This is a genomic window from Streptomyces sp. NPDC058008 (assembly GCF_042886395.1).
Lineage (GTDB): Bacteria > Actinomycetota > Actinomycetes > Streptomycetales > Streptomycetaceae > Streptomyces.
The window spans coordinates 190812-204433 of record NZ_JBHVQX010000006.1; the positions used below are offsets into that span (position 1 = coordinate 190812).

Below are 13622 nucleotides of genomic sequence, written 5' to 3' on the forward strand. Positions count from 1 at the left end.
CCTGCGGGCCCGACCTGTACGGACAGGTTTTCAGGACCCGGTGGGCCCACCTGCACGGACGGGTGTTCAGGACCCTGGCGGGCCGAGGTCCCCGGAGCGCAGGCGCGGGTCGGTCGCGGGGCCGATGTGACCGTCACACGATTGGCTCGTTTTCCGGGTGACGGTTCTCTGCCCACGGCCCGGAAGGCACCCACCTCATGCCCCTCCATCCCCCGCCGCTCCGCGCCCTCGCTCCCGGCGCACACCTCGGTGTGAAGGAGGCCGAGGCGGCACTCGTCGAGCACTACCCGCGCCTCGTACGCCTGGCCTACCTCACCCTGCCGCCCCGCCTCGGCCGGCACCGCCGGGTGCTCGCCGCGCACGCCGTGGTGCAACGGGCCCTGCGCGGAAGCGCGCGGCCCGCCCCCGGCGCGGGCGCGGAGGACGTCCCCGCATCCCCGCCGGACGCGGACGTCGTCCCCGCGCCGGAGCCACGGCCGGAGGCCGCTCCCACGCCGGACCGGGACGCGGATGCCGCCGCTCCCGCCCCGGACGGGAACGCGGGAGGTGCTGCCGCACCGCACGGAATCCCGGCCCCTCGGTCCGGCGTCCCCGCCGGCGACGGTCCGCGCACACCCGCGTACGCCGCGGTCCGCCTGCGGGTCGTGCGCTCCGCGCTGGCGTACGAGTGGAGGCCCCGCTGGTGGCCGGGGCGGGCGCCCGCCCCGGCGGCGCTGCGGCCCTCGTTGCCGGTCGTGCGCGGGCTGCGTCTCTTCCCACGGGCCGGCGGGATGGACGAATTCACCCTGGACCGCGCCCTGGCGGACGTCCCGGCGGCCGTGCGGGCGGCGTTGGGCCTGCGTCTGCTGGAGTCGCTGTCGGCCGACGGTACCCGGGCACTGCTCGCCGAGGCGGGCGCGGCGGATCCGGCCGACGCCGTGCGGGCCGCCGCCCGGGTGGCCGGGAGCGACCACGAGCGGGTCCGGCACATGCTGCGCTCGGACGAGTTCGACCCGTGCACGGTGCAGACGCGCCCCGGTGACCTGCTCCGGCGCCGGCACCGGGTGCGGGCGGGGGCGGCGGCCCTGGCGCTCCTCGCGGTGGGGGGCGGTCTGGCCCTCTCGGCCGACGGGGGCGCCGGGGACACCCGCGCGCCGGTCTCCGCCCTGCGCGTCACGGTGCCGGGCGGGGCGCTCGACCCCGCAGGTCTGGTGAGGACGCCCGCGGACCGGTGGGCGGACACCTCCCGGGTGGACTTCAGCGCCTGGCCGCCCCGTGGCAGCCGCACCGATGACCGTGCGCTGCTGGGGCGGGCCCTCGCCGACTGGGCCCGGCCCCGGACGGACACCACCGTTACCTCGACCCCCGGCACCGCGACCGTGCCGCCCGCCCAGTCCCCCCAGCTGCTGTTCGCGGGCGAGCTGGGCGGCCGGGCGGTGGTGCTGTTCCACGACGGCGGCGTACGCGTCGTCCGGTACGCCGAGCCGCTGGCCGGGGGCACCGCCTCCGTGGACTTCGCGCGGGTCGACGACGCGGACGTCACCACGGCGGCGGCGCTCGTCGTCAGCCGCTCCGGCACGTCGGCGCGGTATCTGCTGGCGCCTTGGGTGGCGGAGTCGGCGACCCGGGACCTGCTCGCGCCGGACACTCCGGCGCGGGCGCTGGACGTGAACGGCGACGGCGTCACCGCGGCGGTGCGCGGCCCGGCGGCGGGCGGCGGGTGCGCCTCCTGGCCCGTGATGCAGCTCAGGTCGTCGGAGAGGATCGTGGAGAAGCACGCGTTCCTCGTCACCGATCTGGGCGACCTGGCGCCGGTGCACCTCACCCACACCCCGGCGCCCGGATCCGGCGCTCCCGCCAGGCAGCCCCGCGAGGCGACGGGTACCGACGCCCTGACCGGCTGGGCCCGCACGGCCTGTTCGCTGCGGGAGCTGCGTCATTCCGGGGTGCGGGCCGTCAACCACTGGCAGTTCGCGCGGCAGCCTCTCCCGGGCACCCGCTCCACGGCGGACTGGGTGTGCACCAGGGCGGACACCTGGGGCGGGCAGGGCCGGGTCCTGTTGCAGTTCGTGCCGCCCGCCAGCTCGCCCTCCGCGCAGGGCGAGGTGGTGTCCGAGCGCCGGAACACGGCTCTGTGCAGCCGGTTCGGCCAGCACGTCGTCGCCGGCACCCACTGGAGGTCGCCTGCCGGAGCCTGGTACGTGCTCGCCGCCGGCAGCCGCGCCGTGGAGCGGATCGAGGTGGCGGGTTCGGTGCGCGGCGCCTCCTCCGGCCCCACGCTCGCGGTGCGCGCGGCGCGTGACGCCCGGTTCGAGGTGGACGCGCGGCTGCGCGGCGGCGGGACGATGTCCTCGGACCGCTGACGCTCCCCCAGGAGCGCTCGCCGCGTGTGGGGCCGGACCGTGTCGGCCCCTGTGTAGGGCCTGACCGTGTCGGGCCCTCTGTGCGGGGCCGCACCGTGTAGGGCCCTCTGTGCGGGGCCGGACCGTGTAGGGCCACGGAGGTCCGTGGCCCGACACGGGCTTCCCGGCCGCACCACCGACGGGGCGTAGGACGGCGCGGCGGGGCTGTCGGCCTGTCAGCTCCGGTAGACGCCGAACTCGTAGAGCGAGTAGCCCCAGGGGGTGCCGCGTACTGACGTGTTCACCCGGACGTAGCGCGCCTCGCCGGTGACGTCGATGTCGTCGATGCCGCCGTTCCCGTCGGTGACGGTGTGCACGGTGGTCCAGTCCTGACCGTTGTCCGAGGTCTGCAGGGTGTACCCCTTGGCGTACGCGGTCTCCCAGGCGAGCTGCACATGGTCGAACGCGGTCCTCGCCCCGAGGTCCACCTGGATCCACTGCTGGTCGGCCCACTCGCTGGCCCAGCGGGTGTCGAAGGATCCGTCGACGGCGTTGCCCGCGGGGCACGGGCAGCCGGTGCCGTCCGGCTGGAAGGTGGACGCGGTGGCCGCCTTGCCGCGGGCCACGTTCGTACCGCCGACCTGGGGCGGGACGACCCGGAAGGACCGGGTCTCGATCCCGACGTTCCCCTTGCCGTCGGAGGACTTGAGATACACCTTCCACACACCGAGGCGGTCGGGCGCGGTGACCTCGAAGGTGCCGTCACCCTTGTCGGTGAACCGCACGTCGACGAGCTGCCCGCTGTCGTCCACGTACTTGCTGCCCAGCAGCACCTGGTGCGTGAGCCGGTCGCCGTCGGGGTCGGAGACCGACGCCCTCACGGTGAAGGGCCTGCCCGCCTGGACGGCCGAGGCGTTGTCGACGGTCATGCCGGAGATCACGGGCGGGGTGTTGTCGCCCGGGGTGCCGGCCCCGTAGGCCTTCTTCACCGCGTAGTACGAGAGCCGCTTCTGGCCCGCCGGGAGCAGGTTGAACCAGACGCCGCCGAAGTCGTACTCGGTGCCGTAGTGGAACAGGGTCGCGCCGAGTGCGACGCCCGTGTGTCCGCTGACGCACTGCCAGGCCCGTTCGTAGCCTGCGGCCTTCGCCGTGTCGGTGGGTTCGTCCGGTACGCCGTTGGCGTCGTCGGGCACCTCCCACTCGCCGGCCGGGCCGCCCTCGGTCACGATGTAGGGCTTGTCGAAGCCGCCGTCCTCCCAGGTCCTGCGGATGTCGCAGACGGCGCCGTAGGAGTTCACGGCGTACAGGTCCAGGTCCGGCGCGTTCCTCCGGTAGTACGGCCAGGCCCCGGTCCAGGCGTCGGTCGAGGTGACCGGGTGGTTCGGGTCGACCGCGTGGATCCTCCTGGCGATGTCGTTGACGAAGGTCGTGTAGGCGTCACGCTGCTGTTCGAGCGCGGTACCGCTGTAGCAGTTCTGGAGACCGAGCACGGACTCGTTGCCGACGTTCCACATGAGGACACCGGGGTGGTCCTTGTACGCCTCCACCCACTTGGGGAACTCGGCGAGCATGTCGTTCTTGTACCCGGTGTCCGTCAGGTAGTCGACGCAACCGCCGCTTCCCGGCCCGCCGCCGGGCTGGAGCCAGAAGCCGGCGATGACCTTGATGCCGTGGGAGGCCGCACTGTCCAGCAGGGGCCTCGTCGTGGCGTCGGTGCCCCAGGTCCGGATGGTGTTGACGCCCATCGACCGGACGTCCGGCATGTACTGCCCGGCATCGGCCACGGAGGGGCCCCAGGTCAGGCCCTTCACGGTGTACGGCGCGCCGTCGACGGTCAGTCTCCAGGCGCCCTGCGATCCCTCGACCTTCACCACGCTGCCGGCCGCCTGCGCGGCTGGCACGGGCAGGGTGACCGCTCCCGCGGCGACGAGGGCGGCGACGGCGAGACGTGCCGCCGTGCGTCTGAGGCCGGAGGCCAGGAGGGTGGGACGTGGCGATTTCATGGGGAAGACAGCTCCTCGTGGGGGGAGAACGGGAACAGGCGTGGGAGAGCGCTCTCCCTCCTGGCCTCGGAGAGCCCGGGAGGGAGAGCGGAAGGGTCAGGGCAGTTCGTAGTTCTCGTTCAGCGCGGCGCCCTCACCCGGGTTGTTCTGGTCGTAACCACGGGCGTCGCACTGGAGGCCGCCCACGACGCAGTGACCGACCATGGCGGCCTGTGTGGCGTCGTCCCAGGCGTTGAAGAAGTCGTAGTGGAAGGAGTGGCCGGTGCCGCTGGCCAGCCTCACCTTCGACATGTCACCGTTGACGGGCCACGCCATCTTGAACTCGATCATCGGCAGGGCCACGGGGTGGCTGGCCGGGCAGACGTCCTGGTTGGCGCCCGTGACGACCGGGTAGGCCATGTGGGCCTTGTGGTCCGGAGTGTCCAGGTACTTTCCGTCCCAGCAACTGGGCGCCTGCATGCGGAGGTTGAGCTGGGTGTCCCGACTGGTCGGGCACACCGCCGGGAACTCGTAGTTGTGGTAGCTCTCCCCGCACTCGTACCCCTCGACCATGCCGGGGTGGTCGCGGAACTCCTCGGCGGTCTGTGTCGGACTGCCGACGACGAAGCGCAGCCCCCGGGGGAACGGCCGGACGGTCCGGTAGTCGGTGACACCCGCCTTGTAGTAGATGGTCTGCGGACCGACCGGGCGCACCTCCTGGTCCCCGTTGTAGAGGGTCGGCATCCAGTAGGCGGACCGGTCGCCGGGCGCCTTGCAGGTGGTGCCGCCCGCACCGAGCGAGGCGGTCGTGGAGTTCTCGTCCGTGGTGTCGTTCCCCATGAACGTGTGGTTGTGGGACTTCCCGGTCTGGCCGGGGTAGACGATCGGGTCGACCGAACCGGTGTGGTCGACCGAGCAGTTGGCCTGGAACTCGTGGAAGTACCGGTGGGGCGGGATCTCGCTCGACGGCACCACGCCGGTGACCGGCGGGTTCGCCGGGATGTAGCCGTCGCCGTCGGGGTCGTCACCCGAGGGGACGGGGTCGGCCGCCGCCATGGCGTGGCCCTGCACGTGCTGCGTTTCCTGGACGGCATGGGACACCCCGGCCGGCTCGGCGGCGGCCTCGGGGGCCGGTGCTCCGGCCTGGGTGATCGCACTGAACCCCATGACGACCAGGGCCAGTGCGGTGGCGACCACCAGGGCGGACACCAGGGTGGATCTGCTGATTCTTTCGGCCATGCGGACCTCCGTGCCGCTCTGCGTCCGCGCACGTCGGGTGCGCGGTGGGGGGAGAGTGGAGCTGGACGGTGCGACGTGCGGAAAGCGGTGGGAGAGCGCTCTCCCAATGGCTTCAGTGTTACGTCGCTGCTGAGAACATGTCAAGAGTCGATGAACGGGGCACCGGGCGGGCGGCGTTGCCGCGCCGACCGACGGAACGTGGCCGGTGCCTCGCCGAGGTTGTGTTCCGCGATCCCCCGCATGACCTCCTCGTCCCGGAAGTCGCCGTCGAGCAGCCGCAGGGGCCGGCCACCGGGGAGAGGCGGACGGCCGGGGCGTAGAGCCCCAGGCGGTCGGGGTCCAGGCCGGGCGGCCGGTTCATCGCGGTGCGGGCAGAGGCGGAGTCCGACGAAGACGTGCTCCCGCTCGGCGTCGAAGTACATCCGGCCCTCGACGCCGATGGGCGCGGTATGTCTCTCGGGGCCCACCGGCAGCGGTCGGGGCCGAGCTTCCCGTGGATCGGACCGTATGCGGCACGGACACGGGCTCGACCCCGCACAGCCGCCACCTGAGTCGGTCGCACGCGTCCCGGCTCGCGCTCCGCCACCTCCGCAAGGCCCAGCGGCGCGCGGTCGAGTGCCGCCTGCTCGCCAGGAGGTGCCGAACCCGCCACGCAGGAGGTCGGCCCTGCCGTAGCGCGGGGTCCTGTGACGCCGCATCAGTTCCAGGCTGCGGGCCGGATCGGCGGGCACGGCGACGGCGCTCGCACCGGATCTGCCCCGAAGGGCTCCGGGAGCGTTCAGCCCGTGGCGGCTCTTGACCACGGCGTGGTCCGCCGCGGATGTGCCGCCGGACACCGGCACGCGGGGTACGCGGACGGCCGGCCCCGGTCGGTTCGCGGTGAGCGGCCGGGAAGGGCACCAGACCGGCGGCGATCCTGCCGGCTCATTCCGCGCCCAGCGGTGCTGACGGCTCGCCGGTCGGGACACCATCGGCCGCCCGCGGTTCCCGGTCACGGGCGGGGTGCGGAATGTCGATGCAGCCGAGCCGGCGCCCCCGTACCCCTGACCGTGCGTCAATGCTGCTGGTGGCGCAGCAGGTTGCCTCAGGGGCTGGTGGGTGCGTTCCAGTCGACCAGCTGGACGATGACACCGTTGGGATCGCGGACCTGAAAGGCACGCTCCCCCCACTCCTCGTCGGTCAGCGGCATGGTGATCGCGACGCCTTCGGAGCGCAGGCGCGCCAGCTCGCCCTCCAGGTCCTCGACGACGAAGGCGAGGATCAGGCCGGCGGTGTGCTCGTCGCGCTGGTCCGCCGGGAGGGATTCCAGCCCCCGCCGCAAGAAGATGACGTTCATGCCGACGTCGTCGCGCGTCAGGGACGCGAAGCCCTCGGCGGCCATTTCCTCGCGGAACCCGAAGTGCTCGACGAGGAAGGCGCTGGATGCGGGCACATCGTCGACGTTGAGCGACACGGCACTAGAGGTGATCTTCATGAATGTTCCTCCGAGATCGCGCTGAGCATTCTCCGTACGACGTACAATGTACGCCGTACGGAGTTCGATTGCGAGAGGATGGCCCCGTGCCAGCGGAACGAACCAGCTCGGGCGACCCGGCCCGCACCCTGCAACTGCTGTGGCGCAGCTCCCCCTCCGAGCCCCACCGAGGACCGCGACGGGGGCTGAGTATCGACGCGGTGGTCGAGGCCGCCACCACCGTCGCCGACGCCGAAGGCCTGGACGCGGTGACCATGCGCCGGGTGGCCAAGGAACTCGGCGTGGTGCCGATGACGCTGTACACCTACGTCCCAGGCAAGGCCGAGCTCCTCGATCTCATGCTCGACGCCGCCTATGCCCGCATGCCCCGCACCGACACCACCGGACAGCCCTGGCGCCAACGCGTCATCGCTGTCGCCGAGGAGAACAAGGCCCTCTTCGAACACCACCCATGGGCTGCGGCCGTCTCCACCGCGAGGCCTCCGCTGGGGCCGGGGCAGATGGCGAAGTACGAGCACGAACTGTCCGGGCTCGACGGCCTCGGCCTCAGCGACGTCGAGATGGATGACTGCCTGAGCCATCTGCTCACCTTCGTGCAGGCATGCGCCCGCGCCGTCGCCGATGCCCGCGCCGCGCAGCACGACAGCGCCATGAACGACAAACAGTGGTGGGAACTGAACGCCCCGCTCGTCGCCCGGGTCCTCGACGAGGACGCCTACCCCACCGCCGTCCGCGTCGGCGCGGCCGCGGGTGCCGCCCACAACAGTGCCTACGACCCCGCCCACGCCTACTCCTTCGGCCTTCAACGCGTTCTCGACGCCTTCGCCGCCCTCATCGGGCGTAGCGGAGACGCGAAGACACCGGCTTCACCGCACCGGGACGACGCCATCACCCCGTGAGCCGGAGCACCTGTGGCCGGGTCGGGGAGATCAGTGAAGAGGTCTGGCCCTTCTCCGCGCACAGGGGTGCCCTGGGCGGCGGCTGCTCGCCGGGCGCGACCCAGAGTCAGGGGGCACAGTCGCAGGTTCACGCTGAAGGACCTCCGGTTTCCCTGAACTGCCTTCGGCAGCAGATCGAGCCCGCTCTCCTCCGTCCCCCTGCTCGACCACCCGCGCATGGAGCTCGGACAGCACCGAGGCGTCGGACCCGTGATCATCAAGTCCCGGGCCGGGCACGCATCTCAGGTTCATGCCACAGGGCAGGCGAGTTGTTCGCGGACGCCGAGTTCATGAGGCGTTCGAAGCCGGAGGACGGCCAGGCCGGTCACGGGGACGGCTCGTCGCGGTGACGGTGTTGCAGTTCGCCGAGAACCGCACCACCGGGGCCGGCCTCATCGCCGCCGGACACCTCGAAGCCGCCGGTACCGTCCGGAAGCTGCCCGCCGACCTGTTCCCCGACTGGGACCCGGTGCGGCAGCGCATCGGGGCATGGACCCGCGTCGCCAGCGGGTACGGGCCCCGTGCTGCCACCGCCCGAGCCACCCGCGCGGCCGGCTCGGGCGCCTTCGGCCGCGGCCTCGGCTGCATCGACATGTCCACACCCCACGCGCGACCGGGAACGTCGGACGGCGACCGCTGTCCTGGCCGACGAGCCGTCGGACCTGCTGGGTACGGAATGAGCCAGCAGGATCCGTGGCAGGCACGAACGGGTCCGTGGGTGCCCGGGCGGGGCCGGTATCCGGTCAGAAGTCCTCTTCGACGGCCCGCCTGTAAGAAATGACGCCAGGGCGTGTGTCGGAAGTGCTCAAGAACTCCCGCGGAGATGCCTTTCTGGGATGCGGATCCTTCTGAGTGACCGCACGCCATAGCCACGAGATGGCCCCCGACCTGCACGGTTCAACCACGAGAGGCTTCCCTGGGCAGGGGCCCGGCCTCGGCGTCGCGCGCGTGTGTGACGGCGTCGAGATCCGGTGCTTCGGTCGTCTGTGCCAACGTGTACCGACGTCCCTCTCAGCGGAAGTCCGCCGCGTGGTCCACCGCCCACTGCCGGAAGGATCGGGCCGGGGCTCCCGTGATGCGCTCCACTTCGTCGTTGACCGGCTCCGGGTCGTCGAGCATCTCCGCCTGGGCCGGCAACACGGCCTCCACCAGCTCTGCCGGGTAGCCCACGGCCTTCATCTGCTCGATGGCCTCGTCCAGCGCGACCTCCTCGAACCGCACCGGTCGCCCGATCGCCTCGCCGATCAGAGCCACCTGCCGTTCCTGGGTGATCAGTTCAGGGCCGGTGATCACGGGGTGGGCGCCGAGCAGAGCGTCGGTCGTCAGTGCCTGAACGGCGACCGCAGCCATGTCCGCCTCATGGATCAGCGGACGGGCCAGCCTTGCCAGCGGCGCCCGTACCGCACCGGTGGTGCGCACCTGATCCGCCCAGCCAAGCGTGTTGCCCGCGAACCCGGTGGGCCGCAGCGCCGTCCACTCCAGGCCCGATGCCTCGATCAGCCGCTCCAGCTCCGTGTGGAACATGGTGATCGCCTCGCCCGGCTCCTTCTTCTCGCTCCCGACCCCTGCGGATGACAGGTACACCACCCGTCGAGCGTGCTTCCCGATCACGTCGATCACTTCCGGCGCGCCCTCAGCGCTCAGGAACGGCCACACCAGGAAGACCGAATCGACGCCCTCCAGAGCCAAGCGCAGCGACGCGGGATCACTGAGATCGCCGCGCACTGCCTGCACACCCTTCGGGAAGTCCGACTTCCCTCGCACCAGCGCCCGCACGGGCACGCCCGCCGCATGCAGTTGGCCGACCACCGCGCCGCCGACCTTTCCCGTCGCGCCGGTCACCAGAATCACGGGCTGTGTCATAGGAATCTCCTCGTCTCGCCGTTCGATGACACAACCCTCATATATCAACCAAGGTTCAGGTCAAGTACCGGCCGGGGGCTGCCGTCAGGTGCGGTTCCCACCAGCGATCTGGCCGCGGTGGTGGAACGTGGATCCCGCACGTGACGGCCGGGCGTCACAGCCACTCGTCGACGGAGCGATGAGTACGGTCGCCTCGTGGCGGACCGCGGGCTTGTCGTGTCGCGTGGCGACGGCACGATGCCTCTTGAGGCGATTGATCCCGCGCTCGACCGCATGACGATCCCGGTGGTCGAGCGGGTCGGAACACGGCGGCCGGCCGCCGCGGGAGCCAAGCTTCCGGAAGTTGCGCACCTGGTCGGTCCTGTCCGGGGTGGTGCAACGGGTCCCGGACGGCGCAGGTGGGCGCGGTTCCTGCGGGAGGCGTACGCCTTGTCAGCGCGCACGCGATCGGGACGGACACGTGGCCGGCCCCACCCGATGCGGGGCACGCGGACCTTCTCCAGCACAGGCTCGAACTGCGGCGAGTCCCCGCACTGTCCAGTGGTCACCACGATCGACATGGGCTTCTGCGCCTGCTCGACGGCCAGGCGCGGTGATCAGTGATCGGCCCGCGCGATCAGCCCCTGCCCTCGGCCACCGCAAGCGATCCCCCCGCTCCCCGGCCGTCGGCGGCCCGTCCGCCGGGCAACGGGGTCCCCACCACGCGGAGTCGGCCCCGGCCGCTCCGGCCTTCGGCTGTCGGCCTGTGCGGGGCGGACACGAGGTCTGCCGCGGCAGGGGGCCACCCTGCTGCCGCGGCAGACCGGTCACGTTCTGCCGGGTCCCGGGGGCCCGGCGGGGTCATCCGTCAGGCCGTGTGGAGGGTCAGCCCGTACCGGTTGAGGATCTCGTTGATCGGCTGGTGCCAGGTCTCCCCGCCGCCGCTGCAGTTGCCCCAGCCGCCCGAGGTGACGCCCTGCGCCTGGTCGCCGCTGATGAACGAACCGCCGGAGTCGCCCGGTTCGGCGCAGACGCTGGTCTTGGTCATCTGGTGGACGGCGCCCTGGCTGTAGTTCACGGTCTCGTTCTTCGCGAGGACGTTGCCGCAGTGCCAGTGGGTGGTGGAGCCGGAGCGGCAGATCGAGGCGCCGATGGGGGCCTCGTTGGAGCCACGGACCAGCTGGTCGGAGACGGTGCCCCAGCCGAGGACCACGGGGACGGTCCACCAGCCGCTGCCCACGCTCACCCAGGCGTAGTCGTTGTCGGGGAAGGACGAGCCCTGGAAGGAGCCGATGGCCGAGCCGTCCCAGCCCCTGACCGCTCCGCCCGCCTGGCCGCAGTGGCCCGCGGTGACGAAGCCGCCGTGCACGGAGAAGCCTATGGAGCACCGGACGTTGCCGGTGTAGTACGGGTCGCCGCCGACCGTTCCCGCGGCGAAGGTCTGCGGTGCCTCAGCGGTCTGCTTCACCGTGACGGGACCGGCCTCGCGCGCCTTCGCGACGAACGCGCGGACATCGTTGTCACCCTGCTCGGAGGCGACCACGTTCACCACGACGCTGTTCGCCCGGGGGTCGACGTGCCAGCTGCTGACACCCTTGGGGGCGGAGAGCGCGTCCAGCCGGTTCTTGACCGCGTCGAGCTCGCGCTCCGTGTGGCCGACCACCCGGACGTCCGCACCGGTGGCCCGGACGGCACCGGTCCTGGCGCTGTCGGTGACCGCGACCGTCAGCCGGCCGCTGCCCGCGTCGAACCAGGAGCCGCCGTACGCCGCGCCGGCCGCGCTCCGCGCGGTCCCCTGGAGGGCTGTCGCCGCCTTCTCCGCACTGAGCCGCGCCTCGGCCTGAGTCTTCGTCAGCCCGAGGTCGCGCTGCATGGCGGTGACGATCCCGGCCGAGGCCTGCGGCTCGGCCGAGCGGGAGTCGGCGGCGGTGGCCTGGGTCAGACCGGCGGTCGCCCAGGTACCGATGATGAGCAGTGCGGAGAGACCCGTCCGCACCATCGTGGTGTGTCTCAAGGGAGTGCCCCTTCTGTTTGTTCCAGCGTCGTGGGGGTGGAACAGAAAGCGTCCGAGAGCCACTGAGAGCGCTCTCAGGGGTGCCGCTACGGACTGTAGTCCAGTTCGACGGGCAGGTCCATGCCAAGCACACCCCGTGAGTCGGCCTACGGTGACGGTGGATCAGGGGACCAGCAGCGGGAGTCCGGCGGCGCGCCACGGTGTCCGGAACGCGTCCCACCGGCCGCCGCCCCGCGCGGGTGAGGTGTCCCAGATGCGCACGGCGCCGGCGGGGGCGGAGGCGACGTGCGGCCAGCCGGGGTCGCCGGTGGCGGCGAAGGCGGCCCACGCCCGTGCCATGCGTTCCGCGAGTGCGCGGTCGGCGGCGCTCGGAGGCCCTCCCAGGAGGAAGTGGACGCTCTCGTCCTCCAGGGTGCCGAAGGCGAACGGAATGTCCGCGCAGTGCCAGGCCCGCACCGGCTCCCCCCGGCCGTCGCGCTGCCGGACGAAACGGGAGAGGTGGGTCCGGCCTCCCGCCCGCGCGTGCGACTCGGCCAGCCTGCTGCTGTACTCCCCGAACATCAGGTCTCCGTAGACGGCGAGGTAGATCTCGTTCGCCCCGGCCCCGGGCATCAGCGCACGGTAGGAGTCCAGCAGGGACGGCGGGAGCCGGTGGTCGGCGGCGAACGCGGCAAGCCCCGGCTCCGTGGTGACCCGGGCGCAGCTGCCCACGGCGTCCAGCAGCCAGTACTCCTCCGGGGTGTGACACACCATCAGGTCCACCTCACGGGCCGCTCCCGCCGCGCACGCGGTGAGGGGGTCGACGGGGAGTCCCGGCACACCGGCCACCGGCCCGTAGATCGCCGGGTCGTAGTGGCGGTGGCCCGAGGCGGGGTCGCGCCGGTAGCTGTCCGCCACCCGGTCGGAGGCGTCGACGAGGGCTTCGGGCGAGGCCGACACGAGCCCTTCGTACGTGGCGGGGACTCCTGCCGCCGCGGCCACCTCCCGCGTGGTGCGGGCCGCCGACTCCGGCGTGGCGCAGGCGTTCACGGCGCTGTGCGCGATGACACGGCGGAAGAGGCCGCGCGCCTGGTCCATCACCATCAGACAGGCGGCCGAGGAAGCCCCCGAGGACTGGCCGGCCACCGTGACGCGCCCGGGGTCGCCGCCGAACGCGGCGATGTTGTCCCGCACCCACCGTAGGGCGGCGATCTGGTCGAGCAGCCCCCGGTTGTCCGGGCAGGGTTCGGTCCCGTCGGGGGTGGGGACGTGGCCGAACCCCTCGAAGCCCAGGCGGTAGTTGAGGGTGACGACCACGAGCCCGTGGCCGGCCAGGGCGGTCCCGTCGAAGTCGGGCTGGGCGGAGGAGCCGAAGGCGTAGGCGCCCCCGTGGATCCAGACGAGCACGGGCAGCGCCTCTCCGCTCCCGGCCGGGGTCCAGACGTTGAGGCTCAGGACGTCCTCGTCGCCGGGTGACCAGGCGGGCGAACCGGGCAGCTCGGCGGACTGGGGGGCGACGGCCCCGAAGGCGGCGCAGTCCCGGATCCCGTCCCAGGAGGCGGCGGGGCGCGGCGCCCGGAACCTGGCGGCGCCGAAGGGCGGGGCGGCGTAGGGGATGCCGCGCAGTACGACGACTCCCGCGTCGCGGGCGGCCCGCTGTCCGGCGACCACCCCCGCCCGCGTCGTGAACACGCTCATCCGTCTCCCCCGTATCCGCCCCCTCCGGGGGCACGGGTGCCAGCCTCGCAGCGGGCGGACGGCCGGCGCCAACACCTGGATCGCGTCCGCTGACGCACCTCCGATGTGAATCAGTCGGGGGATCAACGGCCTGTC

The 13622-nt window shown here is 72.5% G+C and carries 9 protein-coding genes; 2 read left to right on the forward strand and 7 right to left on the reverse strand.

Annotated features, from left to right (window positions below; translation table 11 throughout):
- Window positions 1–197 precede the first annotated feature (197 nt).
- Window positions 198–2342, forward strand: coding sequence for a hypothetical protein (locus tag ACFVS9_RS08315; RefSeq protein ID WP_389930989.1), 2145 nt, complete (start codon window positions 198–200; stop codon window positions 2340–2342).
- 215 nt (window positions 2343–2557) lie between these two features.
- Here ACFVS9_RS08315 and ACFVS9_RS08320 read toward each other — a convergent pair whose 3' ends face one another.
- From ACFVS9_RS08320 to ACFVS9_RS08330, 3 genes are all read right to left on the reverse strand, one after another.
- On the reverse strand, window positions 2558–4324 hold the full coding sequence (locus ACFVS9_RS08320) for a discoidin domain-containing protein (protein ID WP_389930990.1): 1767 nt from the start codon (window positions 4322–4324) through the stop codon (window positions 2558–2560).
- 96 nt (window positions 4325–4420) lie between these two features.
- Complete coding sequence (locus ACFVS9_RS08325; protein ID WP_383113734.1) at window positions 4421–5542, reverse strand: DUF1996 domain-containing protein; 1122 nt, start codon at window positions 5540–5542, stop codon at window positions 4421–4423.
- A gap of 1084 nt (window positions 5543–6626) precedes the next feature.
- Window positions 6627–7016, reverse strand: a complete 390-nt coding sequence (locus tag ACFVS9_RS08330) for a VOC family protein (RefSeq protein ID WP_389930992.1) — start codon at window positions 7014–7016, stop codon at window positions 6627–6629.
- 86 nt (window positions 7017–7102) lie between these two features.
- Between ACFVS9_RS08330 and ACFVS9_RS08335 the strand changes: the two genes are divergently transcribed.
- Window positions 7103–7915, forward strand: a complete 813-nt coding sequence (locus tag ACFVS9_RS08335) for a TetR/AcrR family transcriptional regulator (RefSeq protein ID WP_389930993.1) — start codon at window positions 7103–7105, stop codon at window positions 7913–7915.
- A gap of 1050 nt (window positions 7916–8965) precedes the next feature.
- Here the strand turns inward: ACFVS9_RS08335 and ACFVS9_RS08340 are convergent.
- The 4 genes from ACFVS9_RS08340 to ACFVS9_RS08355 all read right to left on the reverse strand — a co-directional run bounded on the left by ACFVS9_RS08340 (window position 8966) and on the right by ACFVS9_RS08355 (window position 13487).
- Window positions 8966–9817, reverse strand: a complete 852-nt coding sequence (locus ACFVS9_RS08340; RefSeq protein ID WP_383113737.1) for an NAD(P)H-binding protein — start codon at window positions 9815–9817, stop codon at window positions 8966–8968.
- 44 nt (window positions 9818–9861) lie between these two features.
- Window positions 9862–10377 (reverse strand): hypothetical protein, encoded by a 516-nt coding sequence (locus tag ACFVS9_RS08345; protein WP_389930995.1) that lies wholly within the window; start codon window positions 10375–10377, stop codon window positions 9862–9864.
- 287 nt (window positions 10378–10664) lie between these two features.
- The gene (locus ACFVS9_RS08350) at window positions 10665–11795 is read right to left on the reverse strand and encodes a S1 family peptidase (protein ID WP_383113756.1); all 1131 of its coding nucleotides are present in this window, start codon (window positions 11793–11795) and stop codon (window positions 10665–10667) included.
- A gap of 177 nt (window positions 11796–11972) precedes the next feature.
- Window positions 11973–13487 (reverse strand): carboxylesterase/lipase family protein, encoded by a 1515-nt coding sequence (locus ACFVS9_RS08355; RefSeq protein WP_389930996.1) that lies wholly within the window; start codon window positions 13485–13487, stop codon window positions 11973–11975.
- Window positions 13488–13622 lie beyond the last annotated feature (135 nt).